This window comes from Kitasatospora dryopteridis (assembly GCF_050749075.1).
Taxonomy (GTDB): domain Bacteria; phylum Actinomycetota; class Actinomycetes; order Streptomycetales; family Streptomycetaceae; genus Kitasatospora.
The window spans coordinates 5544651-5568084 of record NZ_CP192749.1; the positions used below are offsets into that span (position 1 = coordinate 5544651).

At 72.1% G+C, this 23434-nt stretch carries 16 protein-coding genes and 2 pseudogenes; 9 read left to right on the forward strand and 9 right to left on the reverse strand.

Features of this window, described 5'->3' with window-relative positions; all coding sequences use genetic code 11:
* Positions 1-70: 70 nt before the first annotated feature.
* The 3 genes from ACQ614_RS25015 to ACQ614_RS25025 are packed head-to-tail and all read right to left on the reverse strand — an operon-like array spanning position 71 to position 2718.
* Positions 71-832 carry an FAD:protein FMN transferase gene (locus tag ACQ614_RS25015; RefSeq protein ID WP_431684017.1) on the reverse strand — a complete coding sequence of 254 codons (762 nt, stop codon included), beginning with the start codon at positions 830-832 and terminating at the stop codon, positions 71-73.
* Positions 833-863: 31 nt separating this feature from the next.
* Complete coding sequence (locus ACQ614_RS25020; RefSeq protein ID WP_431680906.1) at positions 864-1337, reverse strand: FMN-binding protein; 474 nt, start codon at positions 1335-1337, stop codon at positions 864-866.
* A 25-nt stretch (positions 1338-1362) separates the two neighbouring features.
* Positions 1363-2718 (reverse strand): ferredoxin reductase family protein, encoded by a 1356-nt coding sequence (locus ACQ614_RS25025; protein ID WP_431680907.1) that lies wholly within the window; start codon positions 2716-2718, stop codon positions 1363-1365.
* Between the two features lie 192 nt (positions 2719-2910).
* Between ACQ614_RS25025 and ACQ614_RS25030 the strand changes: the two genes are divergently transcribed.
* Together ACQ614_RS25030 and ACQ614_RS25035 are read left to right on the forward strand one after the other, a co-directional pair.
* On the forward strand, positions 2911-3660 hold the full coding sequence (locus ACQ614_RS25030; RefSeq protein WP_431680908.1) for a response regulator transcription factor: 750 nt from the start codon (positions 2911-2913) through the stop codon (positions 3658-3660).
* Entirely contained in the window at positions 3657-5168 is a 1512-nt protein-coding gene (locus tag ACQ614_RS25035; RefSeq protein WP_431680909.1) for a sensor histidine kinase, read from the forward strand. Before ACQ614_RS25030 ends, ACQ614_RS25035 begins: the two co-directional genes overlap by 4 nt.
* A gap of 45 nt (positions 5169-5213) precedes the next feature.
* On the opposite strand, the gene pepN is transcribed toward ACQ614_RS25035, so the two are convergent.
* Positions 5214-7796 carry an aminopeptidase N gene (gene pepN, locus ACQ614_RS25040; RefSeq protein WP_431680910.1) on the reverse strand — a complete coding sequence of 861 codons (2583 nt, stop codon included), beginning with the start codon at positions 7794-7796 and terminating at the stop codon, positions 5214-5216.
* A 336-nt stretch (positions 7797-8132) separates the two neighbouring features.
* Here pepN and ACQ614_RS25045 point away from each other — a divergent pair, with 336 nt between their 5' ends.
* From ACQ614_RS25045 to ACQ614_RS25070, 6 genes are all read left to right on the forward strand, one after another.
* The gene (locus ACQ614_RS25045; protein WP_363500748.1) at positions 8133-9329 is read left to right on the forward strand and encodes an ROK family transcriptional regulator; all 1197 of its coding nucleotides are present in this window, start codon (positions 8133-8135) and stop codon (positions 9327-9329) included.
* 176 nt (positions 9330-9505) lie between these two features.
* Positions 9506-10600, forward strand: coding sequence for a sugar ABC transporter substrate-binding protein (locus tag ACQ614_RS25050; RefSeq protein WP_431680911.1), 1095 nt, complete (start codon positions 9506-9508; stop codon positions 10598-10600).
* A gap of 184 nt (positions 10601-10784) precedes the next feature.
* Complete coding sequence (locus tag ACQ614_RS25055; protein WP_363500739.1) at positions 10785-11573, forward strand: ATP-binding cassette domain-containing protein; 789 nt, start codon at positions 10785-10787, stop codon at positions 11571-11573.
* Entirely contained in the window at positions 11570-12853 is a 1284-nt protein-coding gene (locus ACQ614_RS25060) for a sugar ABC transporter permease (protein ID WP_431680913.1), read from the forward strand. Before ACQ614_RS25055 ends, ACQ614_RS25060 begins: the two co-directional genes overlap by 4 nt.
* Positions 12854-13030: 177 nt before the next feature.
* Entirely contained in the window at positions 13031-14938 is a 1908-nt protein-coding gene (dxs, locus tag ACQ614_RS25065; RefSeq protein ID WP_431680914.1) for a 1-deoxy-D-xylulose-5-phosphate synthase, read from the forward strand.
* Between the two features lie 133 nt (positions 14939-15071).
* Positions 15072-16583, forward strand: a complete 1512-nt coding sequence (locus ACQ614_RS25070) for an ArnT family glycosyltransferase (RefSeq protein WP_363500730.1) — start codon at positions 15072-15074, stop codon at positions 16581-16583.
* 137 nt (positions 16584-16720) lie between these two features.
* On the opposite strand, the gene ACQ614_RS25075 is transcribed toward ACQ614_RS25070, so the two are convergent.
* From ACQ614_RS25075 to ACQ614_RS25085, 3 genes and pseudogenes are all read right to left on the reverse strand, one after another.
* Positions 16721-18847, reverse strand: coding sequence for a 3-hydroxyacyl-CoA dehydrogenase NAD-binding domain-containing protein (locus ACQ614_RS25075; protein WP_431680916.1), 2127 nt, complete (start codon positions 18845-18847; stop codon positions 16721-16723).
* Positions 18848-18849: 2 nt separating this feature from the next.
* Positions 18850-20067: a thiolase family protein gene (locus ACQ614_RS25080; RefSeq protein ID WP_363500724.1), complete on the reverse strand. Its 1218-nt coding sequence runs from the start codon at positions 20065-20067 to the stop codon at positions 18850-18852.
* Between the two features lie 259 nt (positions 20068-20326).
* Positions 20327-20758, reverse strand: a pseudogene (locus tag ACQ614_RS25085) (ribonuclease D); the annotation flags it as partial.
* Between the two features lie 102 nt (positions 20759-20860).
* Here ACQ614_RS25085 and ACQ614_RS25090 point away from each other — a divergent pair.
* Positions 20861-22177 carry an IS701 family transposase gene (locus ACQ614_RS25090; protein ID WP_431675996.1) on the forward strand — a complete coding sequence of 439 codons (1317 nt, stop codon included), beginning with the start codon at positions 20861-20863 and terminating at the stop codon, positions 22175-22177.
* A gap of 35 nt (positions 22178-22212) precedes the next feature.
* Here ACQ614_RS25090 and ACQ614_RS25095 read toward each other — a convergent pair.
* Together ACQ614_RS25095 and ACQ614_RS25100 are read right to left on the reverse strand one after the other, a co-directional pair.
* Positions 22213-22305: pseudogene (locus tag ACQ614_RS25095) on the reverse strand (DNA-binding response regulator); the annotation flags it as partial.
* Positions 22306-22649: 344 nt separating this feature from the next.
* Positions 22650-23300, reverse strand: coding sequence for a DUF3000 domain-containing protein (locus ACQ614_RS25100; RefSeq protein WP_431680917.1), 651 nt, complete (start codon positions 23298-23300; stop codon positions 22650-22652).
* Between the last annotated feature and the right edge of the window lie 134 nt (positions 23301-23434).

Genomic DNA, 23434 nt, shown 5'->3' on the forward strand with positions numbered 1-23434 from the left:
GAGCGCCGTCGGGGCACCCGCCCCGGCGGCGCTCCGGCATGTCCGGCGGCGTCCGCACCCGCCCGGGCGGTCAGGGGCGCGCGAGGGCGGGCGGGTGCCAGTCGGCGGGCCCGACAGCCGGGAGGTGCCGGGCCAACCCGTCCGTCCAGCGCCTGGTGCCGTCGGGGAGGACGGCCAGCGCCTCCACACCGGGCCGCTCCCGCACCCAGTCGAGGGCGCGCAGCGGGCCCATGGCGAACGCGGCGGTCGTCCAGGCGTCGGTGCGGGCGATGCCGGTGCCCGCGGCGCCGACCAGGGTGAGCGAGGCCATGCCGGCCGCGGGGCGGCCGGTGTGCGGGTCGACGACGTGCGCGCCGCGTTCGGCGGTGCCGGAGGTGGCGACCGCGAGGTCGTGGCCGCCGAGCACGGCGGCCAGCCGGCCGGGCAGCAGCGGGTGCGCGATGCCGATCCGCCAGGGCCCGCCCGCGGTCTGCACGTCGCCGCCGCCGCTGACGCAGTGCTGCCGGGAGCCGGCCTCGCGCAGCATCCGCGACGCCTCCTCGACGGCCCAGCCCTTCACCCAGCCGCTGGGGTCGAGCAGGCCGGCCGGGCGCTCGGTGAACCATCCGCCGGTCTCCGCGGCGACGGTCCGGCAGGCCTCCAGCACGGCGGGGACGTCCGGGTCGCACTGCTCCGGGGCGAGCTCGCCGCGGTCCAGCCGGCTGATGTCGCTGTCGGCACGGTAGGGGGAGAAGACCGCGTCGATCCGGTGCAGCCGGGCGGCGATCCGGCGCAGCACCTCGGAGGTGCCGGGGCCCGGGTCGCGGACGGCGATCGAGAAGACGGTGCCCATCACGGGCTCGGCGTGGCGGAGCACCGCGGCCTCACCGCCCGGCCTTGTCGAGGGCGCTCTGCAGGGACTTCGTGTAGCCGTCACTGGTGAAGGTGGCGCCGCTGACCACGTCGATCTGGGCGCTCTGGGCCGCGATCGCCTCCTGGTTGAGCAGCGGAAGAGCGTAGCTGTTGATCTCCTGGTCGCGGTGGTCGTTCGCGGGGTACTGGATCACGTCGACGGCGGTGATGCGGCTGCCGTCGAGCGTGACCTTGACCTGGACGGGGCCGTAGCGGGTGTTGGCGGCGTCCCCGGTGACCGTCCGGGTCCCCGAGGTGCTCGTGGACCCCGACGACCCCGAGGACGACCCGGAGCTGCCGGCCGACCCCGAGGAGGCATCGGTGGTGCCGCCGGTCCCGCCCGAGCTGATGACCGGGGCGGCACCGGCCCCGTCGTGCGGTTTCAGGGAGAGCAGCAGCACGATTCCGGCCGCGGTGGCGGCGCTGCTGACGACGGCTCGGCGCATGGGAGGGTCCTCCTCGGGACGTGGATCAGAAGGCGAAGGACTCGCGGTGGATGCGGTTCGGCCGCACGCCGGCGGCCCGCAGGGAGCGGACGGCCTCCTCGGCCATCGCCTCCGGCCCGCAGAGGTAGACCTCGTGCTCGGCGAGGTCGGGGACGAGCCGGCGCAGCGCCGTGCCGAGGTCGCCGACCTGGGCACGGGAGCCGACCAGCTCGTACACCCGGCCGCCCCGCCGCCGGGCGACCCCCGCCAGCTCCTCCCGGAAGAGCAGGTCCTCCGGCCGGCGGGCGCGCTGCACCAGGGTCACCTGGCCCGGCAGGGACTCGAACAGTGCCCGCAACGGGGTGATGCCGACGCCGACCCCGAGCAGCAGCACCCGGCGCTCCCGCTGCAGCCGGCCCGTGAAGGCCCCGTACGGGCCCTCGGCCCTCACCCGGGTGCCAGGGCGAAGGGCGGCCACGGCGGCGCTGTGCCCGCCGAGCTCCTTGACCGTGAACCGCAGGAAGTGCGGGTGCGGCGGTGCCGACAGCGAGTACGGGTTGGCGGCCCAGCGCAGTCCGGGCGCCTGGAACTGCAACCGGAAGAACTGCCCCGGCTCGGCTCGCAGTTCGTCCAGCCGGCGGCCGGTCAGGAAGAGCGACACCACGCCGGGGGCCTCCGGCCGGACCTCGGCGACCTGCAGCCGGTGCCGGCGGTCGAGCAGCCACGGCCGCACCAGCCGGTACCAGCCGACGAGGACGGCGGTGCCCAGGTACAGCGCGTACCAGAGCGCCTTGGCCTTGGGGTCGCCGAAGTCGGCTCCGGTCGCGAGCTGGTGGCCGAAACCGAGCGCGACGGCCGCGTAGGTTGCCAGGTGCAGGTAGTACCAGGTCTCGTAGGAGAGTCGGCGGCGGGCCGCCCGGGCCGAGACCGCGCCGGTGCCCAGCAGCAGGAGCGTGCCCAGCGTCGCCTTGATCATCTCGGGGTAGTGGAAGACGATGTCGACGCCCTCGGCGACCACCCCCCGGTCGTTGGTGAGCGCGTACCCCCAGACGATCGTCAGCACATGGACGGTCACCATGGTCACCATCCAGCGCCCGCCGAAGGCGTGCCAGCGGGCCAGCCGGTCGGCGCCGACCTCCCGCTCGAGAGGGGGCAGCCGGGCCATCAGCAGGATCAGCACGGGTGCGGCGTAGCCGGCGAGCAGTCCGGTGAGCCGACCGGCGTTGGTGAGCCAGCCGGCCGCGCCGACGACCGAGGCGGTGTCCTTCCACCAGAGCGCGGTGACGCCGAGCGCTCCCGCCGCGATCAGCGCGAGCACGGCGGCCGGCACGGCGGCGACCGGACGGCGGGGCACTGCCCGGTGCGTCCGGGCGGCGGACCGCGGTGGGGCTGCGGTGGCCATCGGGAACCTCCTTCGAACCCGGCGGCGGGTGCCGCCGAGGTGGCCCACGATGGCATCGGAAGCTCTCAGTTGCCTCTGAGTACGAGGCGCCACGGCAGCTGCCGAGGGACGTGTCTTCGCAGGTGGGGGCCGGTTTGACGGCTCCGGGTGGCGCCACGGGATCTCAGCGCTTTCTCATCGCGGCGGGCCAGAATGAGAGCCACCGAAGCACACCTAGGGAGCACCATGGACGACTCCGCCGACCGACAGGGATGGCGCGTCCTCGTCGTCGACGACGAGCCCGATCTGGTGGAGGTGGTCTGCGGGGCGCTCCGCTACGAGGGCTGGGAGGCCGCCGGCGAGACCACCGGCGAGGCCGCCGTCCGCACCGCGGCCGCCTGGCGGCCGCACGCCGTGGTGCTCGACATGATGCTCCCCGACCTCGACGGCATGGAGGTGCTGCGCCGCATCCACGCCGCGCAGCCCGAGGTGCGGGTGCTCTTCCTCACCGCCAGGGATGCCGTCGAGGACCGGATCGCCGGGATCGCGGCGGGCGGCGACGACTACGTCACCAAGCCGTTCAGCCTGGCCGAGGTCGTCGTCCGGTTGCGCGGACTGCTGCGCCGCACGGCTCCGCCCCCACCCGCCGGGCAGCCGCCCGCACACGCCCTGGTGCTCGGCGACCTGGTGCTCGACGAGCCGGCCCGCGAAGTCACCCGCGGCGGGGAGCCGATCGAGCTCAGCCCCACCGAGTACGCGCTGCTGGCGTACCTGATGCACCACCCCCGGCAGGTGCTGAGCAAGGCGCAGATCCTGGACGCCGTCTGGTCGTACGACTTCGGCGGGCAGGCGCACGTCGTTGAGCTGTACATCAGCTACCTGCGCAAGAAGATCGACGCCGGCCGCACGCCGATGATCCACACCGTGCGCGGCGCCGGCTACCTGATCAAGGCGTCCCCGTGACGGCCGCCGGCAACCGTGCCGCCCGCCTGCGCGCGCGGGCGGGGCGGCTCGTGCCGCGGACCCTGCGCGCCCGGCTGATCGCCGGACTTCTGGTGCTGCTGGTCGTCACCTGCGCCGCGGTCGGCTTCGCCACCACCGCGGCCCTGCGGCACTTCCTGGTCGACCGGCTGGACCAGCAGCTCGCCGACACCGGCGGCCGGTACGCCGCCAGCCTGGAGCACGCTGGCCGGGGCGGCGCCACCGACACCCGGGCGCAGACCCCCGGCACCTTCGGCGCCCGGCTGCTGGACGGCCGGGCCACCGCGGCCGGTGTGGTGGACGGAGACGCCGACGACGCCGACCGCCCCAACGCCGACGACCGGGTCGACCTCTCCGCCGCCGACCAGCGTGGCCTGGCTGCGCTGCCCGTCGGCGGCCGCCCGCACACCGTGGAGCTCGCTGCGCTCAAGGGGCCCTACCGGATGCAGGCGATGGCCGGCCGGGACGGCGACGTGCTGGTCAGCGGCCTGCCGATGGGTCAGGTCGAGGACACCGTGGAGCGTCTGACGACCCTGGAACTGATGGTCTTCGCCATTGCGGTCACCGCGGCGGGGGTGGCCGGCGCGCTCTGGGTCCGCTGGTCGCTGCGGCCGCTGGACCGGGTGGTCGCGACCGCCGAGCGGGTCAGTGCGCTGCCGCTCGCGAGCGGCGCCGTCGACCTCTCCGAGCGGGTGCCCGACGACGACCCGGCGACGGAGGTCGGCCGGGTGGGCGCGGCGCTCAACCGGATGCTCGGCCACGTCGGCGCCGCGCTCGCCCGGCGGCACGCGGTGGAGGAGCGGCTGAGGGCGTTCGCCGCCGACGCCAGCCACGAGCTGCGCACCCCGGTGGCCGCCGTCCGCGGACACGCCGAGCTGGCGCTGCGCCACCCCGGAGCGGTGCCCGAACCGGTGGTGCACTCGCTGGAGCGGATCGGCGCCGAGGCCGGGCGGATGGGCGCGATCGTCGAGGACCTGCTGCTGCTCGCCCGCCTGGACGCGGGCCGGCCGCTGGCCGACCAGGAGGTCGACCTGACCCGGATCGCCCTGGACGGCGTGGCCGACGCCCGCGCCGCCGGGCCGGACCACCGCTGGCGGCTGGTGCTGCCCGAGGAGCCGGTGCTCGTCCGCGGGGACGCCGACCGGCTGCGCCAGGTGGTGGCCAACCTGTTGGCCAACGCCCGGACCCACACCCCGCCCGGCACCGTGGTGGAGCTCGCCCTGGAGCGGGCGGGCGGGGAGGTGCGGCTGTCCGTCGCCGACACCGGCCCGGGCATTCCGCCGGAGCTGGCGGACCGGGTCTTCGAGCGGTTCGTGCGCGGGGACCGGGGCCGGTCGCGGGCCACCGGCTCGACCGGGCTCGGTCTGTCGATCGTGCAGGCCGTCGTCCAGGCGCACGGCGGCACGGTGGACGCGGCCAGCCGGCCGGGCCGCACCGTCTTCACCGTCCGCCTGCCGGCCGTGCCTGCGGCTCCTTCGGCGCCGGTGTGACCGCCGGCGGCCGGGCGGGGTGCACCGCCCGGCCGCCGGACCGGGTCAGGCGCGGCCGGCTGCGGCGCGGTCGGCGGCCTGGGCCTTGAGGGCGCGCTCGATGCCCGCGCGGGCCTCGACGACCTGGCGGCGCAGGGCCGGCGCCGGGTCGGCCGAGGCCAGCCAGGCGTCGGTGGCGTCCAGGGTGGCCTGCTCGACCTGGTAGGCCGGGTACAGGCCGACGATGATCTGCTGCGAGATCTCGTGGCTGCGGCTCTCCCACACGCCCTTGACCGCGGCGAAGTACTTCTCGCGGTAGGGGGCGATCAGCGCGCGCTGGTCGGCCTGCTGGAAGCCGCCGATGACGGCCTCCTGCACGTAGTTGGTGAGCTTGTCGGACTCCACGACGGAGGCCCACGCCTCGGCCTTGGCCTCGGCGGTCGGGCGGGAGGCCCGGCAGCTGGCGGCGTGCTCCTGGCCGGAGGAGGTGTTGTCGCGCACCAGCTCCTCGTCGACGGCCTTGTCGTCGGCGCGGCCGGTGGCGACGAGCCGGGCCAGCAGCGTCCAGCGCAGCTCGGTGTCGACGGCGAGGCCCTCGATCGTCTCGGAGCCGTCCAGCAGGCCGGCGAGCAGGCCGAGCTGGGCGTCGGTGCGGGCGGCGGCGGCCAGGGTGCGGGCCCAGGCGAGCTGGTGGTCGCTGCCGGGGGCGGCGGCGCGCAGCTGCTCCTCGGCGGCGGCGGCCCAGCGCTGCAGGCCCTCCTCGCGCCACGCCGGGTCGGCGTACGCCTCGAGGGCGAGCTTGACCTGGCGCTGCACGGACTGGACGACGCCGATGTCGGACTCCCGCTGCAGGCCGGAGAGGGCCAGCGACAGGTAGTCGCGGGTGGCGAGCTCGCCGTCGCGGGTCATGTCCCAGGCGGAGGCCCAGCACAGGGCGCGCGGCAGCGAGTCGGCGAAGTCGCCGAGGTGCTCGGTGACGACGGCCAGCGAGTCCTCGTCGAGGCGGACCTTGGCGTAGGAGAGGTCGTCGTCGTTGAGCAGCAGGACGGCGGGGCGGTGCCGGCCGACCAGCTCGGGCACCTCGGTGCGCGGGCCGTCGATGTCGAGCTCGATCCGGTCGGTGCGGACCAGGGAGTCGTCGACCAGCTCGTAGAGGCCGACCGCGATCCGGTGCGGGCGTAGCACGGCCTCGCCGCGGGCGCCGGCGGGGAGCGCGGGGGCCTCCTGCAGGATCGCGAAGGACTCGATGTCGCCGTCGGTGTTGATGTGCAGCTCGGGGCGGAGCAGGTTGATGCCGGCGGTCTCCAGCCAGGCCTTGGACCAGGTCCTCAGGTCGCGGCCGCTGGCCTCCTCGAGGGCGCCGAGCAGGTCGGGGAGGGTGGTGTTGCCCCAGGCGTGGCGCTTGAAGTAGGCCTGGACGCCCTTGAAGAAGGCGTCCTGGCCGACGTAGGCGACCAGCTGCTTGAGCACCGAGGCGCCCTTGGCGTAGGTGATGCCGTCGAAGTTGACCTGGACGTCCTCCAGGTCGTTGATCTCCGCCATGATCGGGTGGGTGGAGGGCAGCTGGTCCTGCCGGTAGGCCCAGGTCTTCATCTGGTTGGCGAAGGTCGTCCAGGAGTGCGGCCACTTGGAAGTGGGGGCCTCGGCCTGGCAGACCACCTCGGCGAAGGTCGCGAAGGACTCGTTCAGCCAGAGGTCGTTCCACCACTCCATGGTCACCAGGTCGCCGAACCACATGTGGGCGAGCTCGTGCAGGATCGTCGCGGCGCGCATCTCGTACGAGGCGTCGGTGACCTTGGAGCGGAAGACGTACTGGTCGCGCAGGGTGACGGCGCCCGCGTTCTCCATCGCGCCGGCGTTGAACTCCGGCACGAACAGCTGGTCGTACTTGGCGAACGGGTAGGCGAAGTCGAACTTCTCCTGGAAGTAGTCGAAGCCCTGCTTGGTGACCTCGAAGATCGCGTCGGCGTCCAGGTACTCGCGCAGCGAGGGGCGGCAGTACACGCCGAGCGGCACCCGCTGGTCGCCGCTGGCGTACTCGTCGAAGACGCCCACGTAGGGGCCGGCCACCAGGGCGGTGACGTAGGTCGACATCCGCGGGGTGGGCTCGAAGGACCAGGTGCGGACGGCGCCCTCGCCGGCCGGCTCCGGGGTGGGGGAGTTGGAGACGACGACCCAGCCCTCGGGGGCGGTGACGGTGAAGCGGAAGGTCGCCTTGAGGTCGGGCTGCTCGAAGGCGGCGAAGACGCGGCGGGCGTCCGGCACCTCGAACTGGGTGTAGAGGTAGGTCTCGCCGTCGACCGGGTCGACGAAGCGGTGCAGGCCCTCGCCGGTGTTGGTGTACGCGCAGTCGGCGACCACTCGGAGCTCGTTCTCGGCCCGGACGGCGGGCAGCGCGATCCGGCTGTCGGCGAAGTTGGCGAGGTCGAGGGCCTCGCCGTTCAGCACGATCTCGGACACGCTCGGCGCGACCAGGTCGATGAAGGTGGCGGCACCCGGGGTGTTGGCGGAGAAGCGGACCACGGTGGTGGACCGGAAGGTGCCCCCTTCGGGGGCCGAGCCCAGGTCGAGCTCGATGTCGTACGACTCCACATGCAGGAGTGCGGCCCGGGTACGGGCCTCCTCACGGGTCAAGTTGGTGCCAGGCACTCGCAGGACTCCTTCGTCAGGCTTGGTTGGGGGCATCCTTTCACGAGCGTCCCCCGCGCGGACCTGCGATTTCCGGGGCCGTCGGGCGGGTTGCGCGTTCGGCTACGACACTCGACGTAGGGCGGCGGCTGAGGTTTCGCAACGATCTGCATTCGCCCTTGACTCTGTATTGCGGGCTTGGCTGAGCTTAGAGTTCAGAAGTTGAAGATGAACGCCCGGTTGAGGCTTCGACACCGCAGGGTGACGGACCCGCCGGCCACAACGAGCTCCGCCGCAAGGGCGCGGCAGGGGCGGGAACGGTCGGGTTCCCGTGCCCTGGGAGGGTGAATCATGTCGATGGACACGCCGGGATCGCAGTCCTCGCTGCACCGGGCGAACCTCGAGAGGGTGCTGCGGGCCGTGCGGATGGCCGGCTCGCTCACCCAGGCCGAGATCGCCAGGTCCACGGGATTGTCGGCGGCAACGGTGTCCAACATCGTCCGCGAGCTGAAGGAGAGCGGCACCGTCGTGGTGGCCGACACCTCCTCAGGAGGCAGACGGGCGCGCAGTGTCTCGCTCAGCGGTGACGCCGGGATCGTCGTCGGCGTCGACTTCGGCCACACCCATCTGCGGGTCGCGGTGGGCAACCTGGCCCACCGGGTGCTCGCGGAGGAGAGCGAGCCGATCGACACCGACGTGTCGGCGCAGCAGGGCTTCGACCGGGCCGAGGCGCTGGTCGGGCGGCTGTTGTCGCAGGCCGGGTTCCGGCCGGACAAGGTGATCGGGGTGGGCCTCGGAGTGCCGGGCCCGATCGACGTGGAGACCGGGGCGCTCGGCTCCACCGCGATCCTGCCGGGCTGGACGGGCATCAACCCCGGCCGGGAGCTCTCCCAGCGGCTCGGCATGCAGGTGTACGTGGACAACGACGCCAACCTGGGCGCGCTCGGCGAGCTGGTGTGGGGCGCGGGCCGCGGGCTGAGCGACCTGGCGTACATCAAGGTGGCCAGCGGCGTCGGCTCCGGACTGGTCATCAACGGGCAGATCTACCGGGGCCCGGGCGGCACCGCGGGCGAGATCGGGCACATCACGCTGGACGAGGCCGGGCCGGTCTGCCGCTGCGGCAACCGCGGCTGCCTGGAGACCTTCGTGGGCTCCCGTTACCTGCTCAACCTCTTGAACGCGAGCCACCCGGGGGAGCTGACGCTGAACAAGGTGGTGCAGCTGGCCCAGCAGGGCGACCTCGGCTGCCGGCGGGTCATCGCGGACGCCGGGCGGCAGATCGGCAGCGGTGTCGCCACGCTGTGCAACCTGCTGAACCCCCGTCGGGTGATCCTCGGCGGCGAGCTCGCCGAGGCCGGTGAGCTGGTGCTTTCCCCGATCCGGGACTCGGTGGCGCGGTACGCCATCCCGAGTGCGGCCCGGCAGCTCTCGGTCGTCCCGGGCACGCTCGGTGGCCGGGCGGAGGTGCTCGGCGCGCTGGCCCTGGTGATGAGCGAGATGGGCGAATCGGGTGCCATCCGGCATACCGGCCTGGCCTCGGCATCGTCCGCCTGAGCTGCGCAGACAGGCGGAGCCGAGTCGTTTGATCTCGGCTTCGCCTTCAGGAAGATAACGAAAGGGTTCGGATCAGCGCGGTCGCGGTTTTACTTATTGACGACAAGGTGCGGGGGAGGTTGACTCCACTCAACCTCGCCGCAAGGTTGCGGCACTGTCAGGGAGGCACCCCCACCATGAACGCAATGATGCGTCGCGCTGTCATCGGTACCGCTGCTGTCTCGATGGCCCTCTCCATGGCCGCCTGTGGCAAGGCCGGCAGCGACAAGAAGGACGACGCCAAGGGCGGCGACACCAAGTCGATCGGCCTGCTGCTCCCGGAGAACGCTTCCTCCGTGCGCTACGAGTCCTTCGACAAGCCGTTCATCGAGGCCAAGGTCAAGGAGCTGTGCGGCGACTGCACCGTCAAGTACAGCAACGCCGAGGGCTCGGCTGCGAAGCAGAAGCAGCAGTTCGACACCCTGATCGCCCAGGGCGTCAAGGTCATCATCCTGGACGCGTTCGACGCGGCCTCCACCCAGTCCTGGGTGAAGGAGGCGGCCGACAAGGGCGTCAAGGTCATCGCGTACGACCGCCTGGCCACCGGCCCGGTCTCGGCCTACGTCTCCTTCGACAACGAGAAGGTCGGCCAGCTGCAGGGCCAGGCCCTGCTGGACGCCCTGGGCGCCAAGGCCGCCGAGTCCAACATCGTCATGATCAACGGTGACGACGCTGACCCGAACGCCGGCAAGTTCAAGTCCGGTGCGCACAAGGTCCTCGACGGCAAGGTCAAGAAGGTCGTCTACGAGCAGTCCGGTGAGTGGAAGCCCACCGTGGCCGGCCAGAAGATCGGCGCCGCGATCACCCAGCTCGGCAAGGACGGCTTCCAGGCCGTCTACTCGGCCAACGACGGCATGGCCGCCGCGATCATCACCCAGCTGAAGTCCGCGGGCATCAACGTCCCGGTCGGCGGCCAGGACGCGGGCCTCGACGCCATCCAGCGCCTCGTCAGCGGCGAGCAGTCGTACACCATCTACAAGGCGTACAAGCCGCTGGCCGACTCGGCCGCCGAGCTCGCCGTCGCGCTGCTGCAGGGCAAGGACGTCAAGGCCATCGCCTCCTCCAGCATCGACAGCGACACCGACAAGGGCATCCCGGCCAAGCTGCTCGACCCGAAGGTCGTCACCAAGGCCAACATCAAGGACACCGTGATCGCCGACAAGCTGTACACCGTCGCCGACATCTGCACCGGCACCTACGCCGAGGCCTGCAAGGCCGCGGGCCTGCAGTAGTCCTCCACGGGTGGGCGCCCCGCACGGGGCGCCCACCCTGCGGCGCGGCCGGCCGGTTCCTCCTGGCGGGGCCCCGAGGTCCCCGGCCCGCCCCACCCCTTTTCTCGCACTAACCTTCGCGCCCGGGTCGGCGCGCGGCAGGCCGTGTCATGCCCACTTCCGGGGGCCGGCGCGGATGAAGGAGATGGTTCACGTGACAGGCGCACCCGTACTGGCGTTGCGCGGTGTCTCCAAGCGCTTCGGTGCCGTTCAGGCGCTCACCGATGTACACCTGGAGGTCCACGCCGGCGAGGTGGTCGCCCTGGTCGGCGACAACGGTGCAGGCAAGTCGACGCTGGTGAAGACGATCGCCGGTGTGCACCCCATCGACGAGGGTTCCATCGAGTGGGAGGGCAACAAGGTCGCGATCAACCGGCCGCACGACGCCCAGGCCCTCGGTGTCGCCACCGTCTACCAGGACCTCGCGCTCTGCGACAACCTCGACGTGGTCGGCAACCTGTTCCTCGGCCGCGAGCTGAAGAAGTTCGGCGCGCTCGACGAGGTCGCGATGGAGAAGCGTGCCAAGGAGCTGCTCGACACCCTGTCGATCCGCATCCCCAGCGTCCGCATCCCGATCGCCGCGCTGTCCGGCGGTCAGCGCCAGGTCGTCGCGATCGCCCGCGCCCTGGTCGGCGACCCCAAGATCGTCATCCTGGACGAGCCCACCGCCGCCCTCGGCGTCGAGCAGACCGCCCAGGTCCTCGACCTGGTCGAGCGCCTGCGCGACCGCGGCCTCGGCGTCATCCTGATCAGCCACAACATGGCCGACGTCAAGGCCGTCGCGGACACCGTCGCGGTGCTCCGCCTGGGCCGCAACAACGGCGTCTTCGAGGTGGCCGGCACCTCGCACGAGGAGATCATCTCCGCCATCACCGGCGCCACCGAGAACGCCGTGACCCGGCGTCAGGCACGTCTCGCGGAGGAAGCGAAGTGACGACCGACCAGACCACCGACGGTGCAGCCGAGGCGGCGCCCGCGCCCGCCGCGTCCCCGGCCGTCGACCCCCGACTGCTCGTCCGCGAGGCCGGATTCTCCGGCTACCTCGCCGAGTTCAAGCGCAAGATGAAGAGCGGCGACCTGGGCTCCGTCCCGGTCGTGCTCGGCCTGATCCTCATCGGCGCCATCTTCCAGGGCATCACCGGCGACTTCCTGAACGCCGACAACCTCACCAACATCACCAAGTGGGTCGCCGGCCCCGGCCTCATCGCCGTCGGCATCGTCTTCGTGCTGCTGCTCGGTGAGATCGACCTCTCCCTCGGCTCGATCGCCGGCGTCTCCGCCGCGATAGCCGCCGTCCTCTCGGTGCGCTCCGGCCTCAACGAGTGGCTCGCCTGCCTGATCGCCATCGCGGCCGCCGTCGCCATCGGCGCCCTGCACGGCTTCTTCTTCGCCAAGATCGGCGTCCCCGCCTTCGTCGTCACCCTGGCCGGCCTGCTCGCCTGGAGCGGTCTGCAGATGTACGTCCTCGGCGACAAGGGCACCGTCAACGTCCTGAACGACGGCGTCCTCGCCAACCTGGACACCTACTTCCTCGGCGACGGCGACGTCGCCTTCACCTGGGGCTTCGCGATCCTCGGCATCGCGCTCTTCGGCGCCGGCCAGTTCCTGGACGCCAAGCGCCGCGGCGACGCCGGCCTGCCGGCCCGCCCGATGAGCGAGATCGCCCTGCGCACCGGCGTGCTCGCCGTCATCGGCCTGGTCGCCGCCTACATGCTCAACCAGGACCGCGGCCTGCCGCTGCCCCTGGTGATCTTCCTCTCGATCGTCGTCATCACCGACTTCGTGCTCCGCCGCACCTCCTACGGCCGGCAGATCTTCGCGGTCGGCGGCAGCGTCGAGGCGGCCCGCCGCGCCGGCATCAACGTCGCGTGGGTCCGGATCTCGGTCTTCATGATCTCGGCCGGCATGGCGGCCCTGGGCGGCCTCTTCATCGCCTCCCAGCAGGGCTCCGCGGACAAGCTGCTCGGCAGCGGCAACGTCCTGATGAACTCGATCGCGGCGGCCGTCATCGGCGGCACCAGCCTCTTCGGCGGCCGCGGCAAGACCTGGTCCGCCCTGCTCGGCATCCTGGTCATCCAGTCGATCATCACCGGCCTCGACCTGGTGCACGTCAACCAGGCGATCCAGTACATGATCACCGGCGCGGTGCTGCTCGGCGCCGTCGTGCTCGACTCCGTCTCCCGCCGGACCCAGAAGTCCAGCGGCCGGGGCTGACGACACGCCGAACGCAGTGTGAGGCCCGGCACCCGAACCGATCGGGTGCCGGGCCCCGTCATGTCATGGGAGCCCCCTGCGCCGCGTGGTGTCCGCCAGCCGGACATTAGACTCGTGCAGTCGGGGAAGCCCGGCCGGACCGACGGTGGTCCGGGAACAGTCAACGAGGAGGAACGGGTGGCCCTGCTGACCCGCATTAGGGGACCGCGCGATCTCGACCGGCTCACCCCGGCGCAGCTGGCCGACCTGGCCGAGGAGATCCGGGGCTTCCTGGTCGAAGAGGTCTCGAAGACGGGCGGCCACCTCGGCCCCAACCTGGGTGTGGTCGAGCTCACCATCGCCATGCACCGGGTCTTCGACTCCCCGCGCGACCGCATCCTCTTCGACACCGGTCACCAGAGCTACGTCCACAAGCTGCTCACCGGCCGCCAGGACTTCTCCCGGCTGAAGATGAAGGGAGGCCTCTCCGGCTACCCGTCCCGCGCCGAGTCCGAGCACGACGTGATCGAGAACTCGCACGCCTCCACCGTCCTCGGCTACGCCGACGGCCTGGCCAAGGCCAACAAGATCCAGGGCCACAAGGACCGCCCGGTCGTCGCCGTCATCGGCGACGGCGCGCTCACCGGCGGCATGGCCTGGGAGGCGCTCAACAACATCGCCGACGCCAAGGACCTGCCGGTCGTCATCGTCGTCAACGACAACGAGCGCTCCTACTCCCCGACCATCGGCGGCCTCGCCAACCACCTCTCCACCCTGCGCACCACCCAGGGCTACGAGCGGTTCCTCTCCTGGGGCAAGGACGCGCTGCAGCGCACCCCCGTCGTCGGCCAGGCGATGTTCGACACCCTGCACGGCGCCAAGAAGGGCCTCAAGGACTTCATCGCCCCGCAGGGCATGTTCGAGGACCTCGGCCTCAAGTACATCGGCCCGATCGACGGTCACGACCTGGTGGCGCTGGAGTCCGCGTTCACCAAGGCCCGCGGCTTCGGCGGCCCGGTCATCGTGCACTGCATCACCGAGAAGGGCCGCGGCTACCACGCCGCCGAGAACAACGACGAGGACCGCTTCCACGCGGTCGGCGTCATCCACCCCGACACCGGCCTCCCGGTGAAGTCCTCCGGCAAGGACTGGACGTCCGTCTTCGGCGAGGAGATGGTCGCCCTCGGCCGCGAGCGCAAGGACATCGTGGCGATCACCGCCGCCATGCTCCACCCGGTCGGTCTGGCCCCCTTCGCCAAGGCCTACCCGGACCGCATCTTCGACGTCGGCATCGCCGAGCAGCACGCCGCCGTCTCCGCGGCCGGCCTGGCCACCAACGGCCTGCACCCGGTCGTCGCCGTCTACGCGACCTTCCTCAACCGCGCCTACGACCAGGTGCTGATGGACGTCGCCCTGCACAAGCTCGGCGTCACCTTCGTGCTCGACCGTGCCGGCGTCACCGGCACCGACGGCGCCTCGCACAACGGCATGTGGGACATGTCGATCCTGCAGACCGTCCCGGGCCTGCGGCTCGCCGCCCCGCGCGACGCCGACCAGGTCCGCGCCCAGCTCCGCGAGGCCGTCGAGGTCCCCGACGCCCCCACCGTCGTCCGCTACTCCAAGGGCACCGTCGGCCCCGCCGTCCCCGCCCTCGGCCGCGTCGGCGGCATGGACGTGCTCCGCGAGAGCGGCGAGCCGGGCGGCGACAAGCGCGCCGACGTGCTCATCGTCTCCGTCGGCGCGATGGCCCCGATCTGCCTGGAGGCCGCCGAGCTGCTCGACGCCCAGGGCATCACCTCCACCGTCGTCGACCCCCGCTGGGTCAAGCCGGTCGACAAGGCCCTGCCCGGTCTCGCCTCCGAGCACCGCGTCGTCGTCACCGTCGAGGACAACGGCCGCGTCGGCGGCGTCGGCGCCGCGATCGCGCAGGCCCTGCGCGACGCCGACGTCGACCTGCCGCTGCGCGACTTCGGCATCCCGCAGGAGTTCCTCGACCACGCCAAGCGCGAGGAGATCCTCGCCGAGATCGGCCTCACCGCCCCGGACATCGCCCGTCAGGTGACCGCCCTGGTGGCGCGCCTCGGCGCGCAGCCCGTCCAGGCCTGACGCCTTGCCACCGCCGGAGCCCCGGGTCCGAACCGCTCGCACCCGGGGCTCCGGCACGCCCGAACCAGGGCAGACCGGTCGCGATCCCGGACCAGCGCACCCGCCGACACGGGCGCCCGGTAGGTTGTCACCCGTGCCCACACCGACCTCCAGCCGCCCCGCCGTGACCGCCCGCATCCGCGAGCAGGTCCGGACGGGCTACTGGAGCCGGCTGGTCCCGGTGCTGGCCCTGCTGGCCGTCCTCACCCACATCCCGTCCTTCCTGCGGCCGGTGTGGAGCCCGGACGAGGGCTACCTCGCCACCCAGGCCCGGATGCTCGCCGACGGCGGCGTGCTCTACGACACCGTCGTCGACCGCAAGCCGCCGCTGCTGCCCTGGCTCTACCAGGCGTGCTTCGCCCTGTTCGGCTCCGGCTCGCTGTGGCCGCAGCGCAGCCTGGCGATCGTCGCCCACCTCGCCACCGCCGTGCTGCTGGCCTCCATCGCCCGCGGCCGCTGGGGCAACCGGGCCGGCGGCGCGGCCGGCGTGCTGTACCTGCTGCTGTCCATCGGCCTCTCGCCCGAGGACACCCAGGCGGCCACCTTCGAGGTCTTCATGCTGCCCGCCATGGTGGCCGCCTTCCGCTACGCGGAGCGCCGCCGCTGGCTCGCCGCCGGCATCGCGGTCGCACTCTGCTCGCTCACCAAGCAGACCGGCGGCGCAGTGCTGCTGCCGGTGCTGTGGATGCTGCTGCAGGACACCCGGCGGCGCGGCGTGCGCTGGCCGCCCGCCCTGGCCACCATCGGCTTCGGCTTCGCCCTGCCGATAGCCCTGGTCGCACTGATCCTCACCAAGCCCAAGGGCTTCCTGTTCTGGGTGGTCACCGGCAGCGGAGACTACGCCTCGCTCGGCGGCGCCTGGCTGCAGATGACCGGCCGGGCGCTCGGCAACTCGGCGATCCTGCTGGCCGCCGGGCTCGGCTTCGTCGTGCCGATCGGGTACCGGCTGTGGCTGCGCCGCGGCCGCCGCAGCCTGCCCGGGGCGGCGGAGGAGCACGGCTCCACCGCCGACCTGTGGGTGTGGCTGCTGTCCTCGGCTGTCGCGGTCAGCGTGGGCTTCCACTTCTTCGGCCACTACTACCTGCAGCTGATGCCGCCGCTGGTGCTGCTCGGCGTCGGCGCCGTCTCCACCTCCGCGGTGCGCTGGCGGCCCGTGCTGACGTACTCGGCCGTCGCCTGCACCTTCTTCTGGGGGCTCGCGGTGTTCTGGCCCGGGCAGAAGCTCACCCAGACCACCGAGGTCGCCACCGCGGTCGCCAAGCAGACCACGCCCAAGGACACCGTGCTGGTCTGGGGCATGCACCCCGAGCTGTACTGGCTGGCCGACCGCCGCCCCGCCAGCCGCTACCTGACGGCCGGTTTCCTGACCAACTTCAGCGGCGGCAAGGACGGCCAGAAGGTCGGCGAGCAGTACAGCGTCAGCGAGGCCTGGCAGACCTTCGACCAGGAGCTCGCCGCCAAGGGCCTGCCCGAGATCGTCGTCGACGACTCCGGTACCGCCCCCTACCAGCCGCTGCTGATCCCCCGCATCGAGAGCCTGCTCGACACCCACTACGAGGTCGTCGGCGTCACCGGCGACACCGTCATCTACCGCCTGAAGAAGTAGCGCACGGCCCTCCGCCGCACCTTCGCGCCCCGCTCCGCCCCCGGAACCCTGCGGGCGGCGGCGCGGCCGCAGGGGCTTCCAGGACGCGCGAAGGGCCCCCGCCGGGTGGCGGGGGCCCTTCGTCGTCGCTACGGGGCTCAGGCCGGGACGGAGGCCACGCCCTGGGCGAGGAAGCGCTTGCCGTTCACGCGCTCCGAGACGCCCTCGCGGTCCAGGTACGGCGTGATGCCGCCCAGGTGGAAGGGCCAGCCGGCGCCGGTGATCATGCACAGGTCGATGTCCTGCGCCTCGCCGACGACGCCCTCGTCCAGCATCAGGCCGATCTCCTGCGCGACCGCGTCCAGGGCGCGGGCGCGCACCTGCTCCTCGGTCAGCACGTTGTCGCCGAAGGTCAGCAGCTCCAGCACCTCGGGGTCGGGGACCTGCTTGCCGTCCTGCCAGATGTAGAAGCCGCGCTTGCCGGCCTTGACCACCTTGCCGAGGTTCTCGGAGACGGTGAACCGCTCCGGGAAGGCGCCGTGCAGGGTCTCCGACACGTGCAGGGCGATGGCCGGGCCGACCAGCTCCAGCAGCGCGATCGGGGACATCGGCAGGCCGAGCGGCTGCACGGCCTTCTCGACGGTCTCGAACGGGGTGCCCTCGTCGATGATGCCCTGGATCTCGCCCATGAAGCGGGTCAGGATCCGGTTCACCACGAACGCCGGGGCGTCCTTGGTCAGCACGGCCGTCTTCTTCAGCTTCCTGGCCACGCCGAAGGCGGTGGCCAGCGAGGCGTCGTCGGTCTTCTCCGCGCGGACGATCTCCAGCAGCGGGAGGATCGCGACCGGGTTGAAGAAGTGGAAGCCGACGACCCGCTCCGGGTGCTCCAGCTTGGAGGCCATCTCGGTGACCGACAGCGAGGAGGTGTTGGTCGCCAGGATGGTGGTCGGCGAGACCACGGCCTCCAGCTCGGCGAAGACGTTCTGCTTGACGCCCATCTCCTCGAACACGGCCTCGATCACGAAGTCCGCGTCCCCGAAGGCGACCGCCTTGTCCAGGTGGCCGGAGACCAGGCCCTTGAGCTTGTTGGCCTTGTCGCCGTTGATCCGGCCCTTGTCGAGCAGCTTGTCGATCTCGCCGTGGACGTAGCCCACGCCCTTGTCGATGCGCTCCTGGTCGATGTCGGTCAGCACGACCGGCACCTCGAGGCGGCGGGCGAACAGCAGCGCCAGCTGCGAGGCCATCAGGCCCGCGCCGACGACGCCGACCTTGCTGACCGGGCGGGCCAGCGACTTGTCCGGCGCGCCGAAGGGGCGCTTGGCGCGGCGCTGCACCAGGTTGAAGGCGTAGAGGCCGCTGCGCAGCTCGCCGCCCATGATGAGGTCGGCCAGCGCCACGTCCTCGGCGTCGAAGCCGGCCTGCAGGTCCTGGTCCTTGACCTGCTGGATGATGTCCAGCGCCTTGTAGGCGGCCGGCGCGGCGCCGTGCACCTTGGCGTCGGCGACCAGGCGGCCCCAGGCGACGGCGTCGTCCCAGGCCTTGCCGCGGTCGATCTCCTCACGCGCCACGGCGGTCTCGCCGGTGAGCACGGAGGCCGTCCAGTGCAGCGACTGCTCCAGGAAGTCGGCCGGCTCGAAGATCGCGTCCGCGATGCCGAGCTCGAACACCTCCTTGCCCTTGAGCTGCTTGTTCTGGCTCATCGAGTTCTCGACGATGACCTTGACGGCCTTCGCCGGGCCGATCAGGTTCGGCAGGATGGTGCAGCCGCCCCAGCCCGGGACGAGGCCCAGGAAGACCTCCGGCAGCGAGAACGCCGGGATGCCGGAGCTCACCGTGCGGTAGGTGCAGTGCAGGCCGACCTCGACGCCGCCGCCCATCGCCGCGCCGTTGTAGTAGGCGAAGGAGGGGACGGGCAGCGCGGCGATCCGCTTGAAGACGTCGTGGCCGCCCTTGCCGATGGCCAGCGCGTCGCTGTGCTCCTTGAGCACCTCGACGCCCTTGAGGTCGGCGCCGACCGCGAAGATGAACGGCTTGCCGGTGATGGCGACCGCGGCGATCTTGCCCTCGGCGGCCTCGGCCTCGACCTGGTCCAGCGCCTCGGAGAGCTTCGCGAGCGAGCCCGGGCCGAAGGTGGTCGGCTTGGTGTGGTCGAAGCCGTTGTCCAGGGTGATCAGCGCCAGCTTGCCGGCCTGCTTGGGCAGGTCCAGGTGGCGGACGTGCGCGGTGGTGACGACCTCGCCGGGGAACAGCTCGGCGGCGCGCTTCAGCAGCTCGGTGGTGCTCACGGTCACTTGTTCCCCTCGAAGTGCGGGTTCTCCCAGATGACCGTGCCGCCCATGCCGAAGCCGATGCACATGGTGGTCAGGCCGTAGCGGACGTCGGGGCGCTGCTCGAAGCGGCGCGCCAGCTGCGTCATCAGGCGGACGCCGGTGGAGGCCAGCGGGTGGCCGAAGGCGATCGCGCCGCCGTACGGGTTGACGCGCTCGTCGTCGTCGGCGATGCCGTAGTGGTCGAGCAGCGAGAGCACCTGGACGGCGAACGCCTCGTTGATCTCGAAGGCGCCGATGTCGTCGATGGTCAGGCCGGCCTTGGCCAGCGCCTTCTCCGTCGCCGGGACGGGGCCGATGCCCATGACCTCGGGCTCCACGCCGGCGAAGGCGTAGGAGACCAGGCGCATCTTGATCGGGAGGCCGAGCTCCTCGGCGACGTCCTCGGCGGCCAGCAGCGAGGCGGTGGCGCCGTCGTTCAGGCCGGCCGCGTTGCCCGCGGTGATGTTGCCGTGCGGGCGGAACGGGGTCTTGAGGTTCGCCAGCGACTCCATGGTGGTGCCCGGGCGCATCGGCTCGTCCGTCGTCGCCAGGCCCCAGCCGGTCTCGCCGACCTCGGGGTTGGTGTTGCGGATCGCGATCGGCACCAGGTCCGGCTGGATGTCGCCGTTGGCGTACGCCTTGGCGGCCTTCTCCTGGGAGCGCACGGCGTAGGCGTCGCAGCGCTCCTTGGTGATGTGCGGGAGGCGGTCGTGCAGGTTCTCCGCGGTCATGCCCATGAACAGGGCGGACTCGTCGACCAGCTTCTCCGACACGAAGCGCGGGTTCGGGTCCACGCCCTCGCCCATCGGGTGGCGGCCCATGTGCTCGACACCGCCGGCGACGACGATGTCGTACGCGCCGAAGGCGATGCCGCCCGCGGTGGTGGTGACGGCGGTCATCGCGCCGGCGCACATGCGGTCGATGGCGTAGCCGGGGACGGACTTCGGCAGGCCGGCGAGGAGGCCGGCGGTGCGGCCGATGGTCAGGCCCTGGTCGCCGATCTGCGTGGTCGCGGCGATGGCGACCTCGTCGATGCGCTCGACGGGCAGGTTCGGGTTGCGGCGCACCAGCTCACGGATGCACTTGACGACCAGGTCGTCCGCGCGGGTCTCGTGGTAGATGCCCTTCGGGCCTGCCTTGCCGAACGGGGTGCGGACGCCGTCGACGAAGACGACGTCCCTCGCGGTACGAGGCACGGGGGCTCTCCTCCCAGGGGACATGACGTTAAGCGCAGTCCGCACGGCTCACGGGTGGAGCGGCGCTGCTTCACAGCCATGCTACCCGTCGGTAACTAACTTGCCCAGGGGCCACACCCCCCGGACGGGGTGTGTCCCCCAGCACACAGGTCGGGCCGAGCAAAACAGGGGCGCGGGGAACCGCGCGAGAAGGAAGGTACGGATCGTGGCCTTCCTTCTCGCGCAGTTCCCCGCGCCCCTGGCGGCTTGCCGCCCCGACCTAGCCGGCGGCCTCGTCGAAGGCGGTGGCGAGGGCCGGGGAGACCAGGTCGGTCTGCCACCGGCGGGCGCCGAGGCGGCGGAGGGAGGTGGCGATGTTCTCGGCGTCGGCCACCGCCGGGGGCTCCCAGCAGACCCGCCGGACGAGGTCCGGCGTGATCAGGTTCTCGGCCGGCAGGTTCTTCTCCTCGGCGATCGCCGACACCGCGGCCCGCGCCGCGGACAGCCGCGCCGCCGCCACCGGGTCCTTGTCGGCCCAGGCGCGGGGCGGCGGCGGCCCGTCGTGCGGCGCCGCGGCGGCGGGCAGCTGGGACTCCGGCAGCTCGCGGGCGCGCTGCAGGGCGGCCAGCCACTGGTCGAGCTGGCGCCGGTTCACCCGCGGGCCGAAGCCCTGGACGGCGACCAGCGCGGCGGCGTTGAGCGGCATGGCGAGCTGACTCGTCTTTCGCGGTTTTCATGATCGAAAGAGGGGGCTTGTGTCGTAGACGTGCGGAAGCATCGACGGGTCTGTTCCACCTCTGTCGAGGGGCCGTCGATGCTTCCACCGGGGACCGTACCCCCTTCGCTGTTACTCGTGCTGGCGGTCTTCCGGGATTGCTTCACCGCGCCGTCGTTCGAGACGCTCGCGGCGCTGGTCACGGGGACGGTGACACGTACTGGGCGGCGGACGGTGACCGGGATGCTGACCGGCGCCGGACTGTCGGCCCGGTGGCCGCACGACCGGGCCCACCGGTTCTTCGCCGCCGGGGTGTGGGACCTGGACCGGGTCGGCCTCGTGCTGGCCCGTCTGATCGTGGAGCGGCTGCTGCCCGCGGGGGCTGCGCTGCAGGTCGCCGTCGACGACACGCTGTTCAAGCGCACGGGGCGCAAGGTCTTCGGTGCCGCGTGGCAGTACGACGGTGCGGCCACCGGACCGAAGCCCATCGGGCGGGGGACCTGCTTCGTGGTGGTCGCCCTGGTGGTGCGCCTGCCTTTCCTCACCCGCCCGATCGCGTTGCCCATCCTGGCCCGGCTGTGGCGCCCCAAACAGGGGAAGACGAAAGTCGATCTCGCCCTCGACCTGGTCGCGCTGCTGGCCCGCGCGTTCACCGACCGGCGGATCGACGTGGTGGCCGACGGCGCCTACCACGGCCGCGCCCTGCGCGAGCTGCCCGGCACGGTGACGTGGACGTGCCGGCTGCCGGTCAACGCCGCCCTGTACGAACTCGCCCCGCCGCCGACCGGCCGCCGTGGCCGGCCGTGCCTGAAGGGCGCCAAGATCGGCACCCCGAAGAGCTGGGCCGAGCAGGCAGTCTTCACCGCGCACACCGTCACCCGGTACAACCGGCCGCCCGCGACCGTGCACATCGCCGAGCTCGTCTGCCTGTGGTACGGCAGCTTCCACACCCGCACCATCCGCGTCCTGCTCGTCCGCGACCCGGGCTCGACCAAGCCCTTCGACCTGGCCCTGGTCACCACCGACCTGACCACCCCCGCCGCCGAGCTGGTGGAACGCTACGCCGGCCGCTGGTCGATCGAGACCACCTTCGAGGAAGTCCGCGAACACCTGGACGTCGGCCAGGCCCAGAACAGGGTCCGGGCGGCGGTCGAGCGCACCGTGCCGTTCGGCCTGTACGTCTACAGCCTCACCGTCATCTGGTACGCCCTTCACGGCCACCACCCCGCCGACGTCGCCGAGCACCGGGCCCGCGCCCCCTGGTACACCACCAAGACCACCCCGTCCTTCCAGGACATGGTCGTCAAGCTCCGGCGCACCGTCATTGCGGCCAGGAATATGCCCGAACACGCAGGTCAGCCCACCGACCACGAAATCGCCGCCGTCCACCGGGCCTGGGCCGCCGCAGCCGCGTAGCCCACAAGACGATCAAGAAAACCGCGAAAGACGAGGCGGACGCGCGGGTCGGCGATGACCACCATGGCGGTGGGCTTCGTCGGCCGGTAGGCGACCACGTTTGCGGGGTGCTCGAGAAGGACCGACACCAGGCCTCCTGTGGGGAGTGGCGGACGGAACCCCGATGGGGGCGGTCGGAGTGTTCCGCGATCGGAAAGGGTCACTGACACCTTCGGCATCATCCGTGCCCGGCTTTAGCGAAAGATCACGATCTAGTGAGTAACAATACGGACAAATCGCGCAGGTGACTGATACGACATGCCCTTGAATCGCACAGATTCGATCGATACCGGATCGAAATGATCAATTTTTGCCGGGTAATTGACGCGGACGGCGACGGAAGTCACACTCCATCAGCCCTGGGAGTGGCAGTGGCCGCGCCGGACGGGACGTCCCCCGGAAGGGCAGCGGCGGCCGTACCGCGGCCCGCGGCTCAGTGCGGGCGGGGCCGGCGGCGGGCCGGCATCGGCACCACGCCGCCGAGTGACGGGGCGTCCGTCATCGCCACGGGCGCCGTGGCGGTCGGCGGCAGCCCGGCGCAGATGCACAGCATGTCGCCCCAGGCCGCCAGGTGCCGCTCGAACCGCTTGTCGGCCGGCGTCCAGGACGCCCGCACCTCGATCTCGGTCGACGCCGGACGCTCCGCCAGCGCCCCGAAGTAGTGCGAGGCGCAGCGGGTCACCGTGCCGCCCGGCTCCGCGTACCCGGCGCCGTGCGCCTGCAGCGCGTCCATCAGCCAGGCCCAGCCGACCTCGCTCAGCATCGGGTCGCCGGCGATCTCGGGCTCCAGTTCGGCCCTGGTCATCGTCACCACGCGGAAGTCCCCGTTCCAGGCCTCCTGGCCGGCGGGGTCGTGCAGCAGCACCAGGCGGCCGTCCGCGAGCTCCTCGCCGTCCACCTCGACCACGGCGGTCACCGCGTACGCGAACGGGGCCAGCCGGCGCGGGGCCGGCGCGGGGGAGAGCAGCACCTCGGGTCGGAGCCGGGCGCCGGCGAGCGCCTCGACCGCGCGGCGGAACTCGATCGGCGCCGCCTCCTTCTCAGTTCCGCCACCTTGTGCGGGGTGTCCGCCGACCGCTGCCATGGAGGGAAGCCTAGGTCGCCCGCGCCCCCAATCCGAGCAACTTTCGCCGGTGCGGCGCGCCGTAGCGCCACGGGTTGTGGATATCGGACGAACCTACGAGCCGCCCGGAGCGGCCCCGCGGGCGGCGCGTGCGA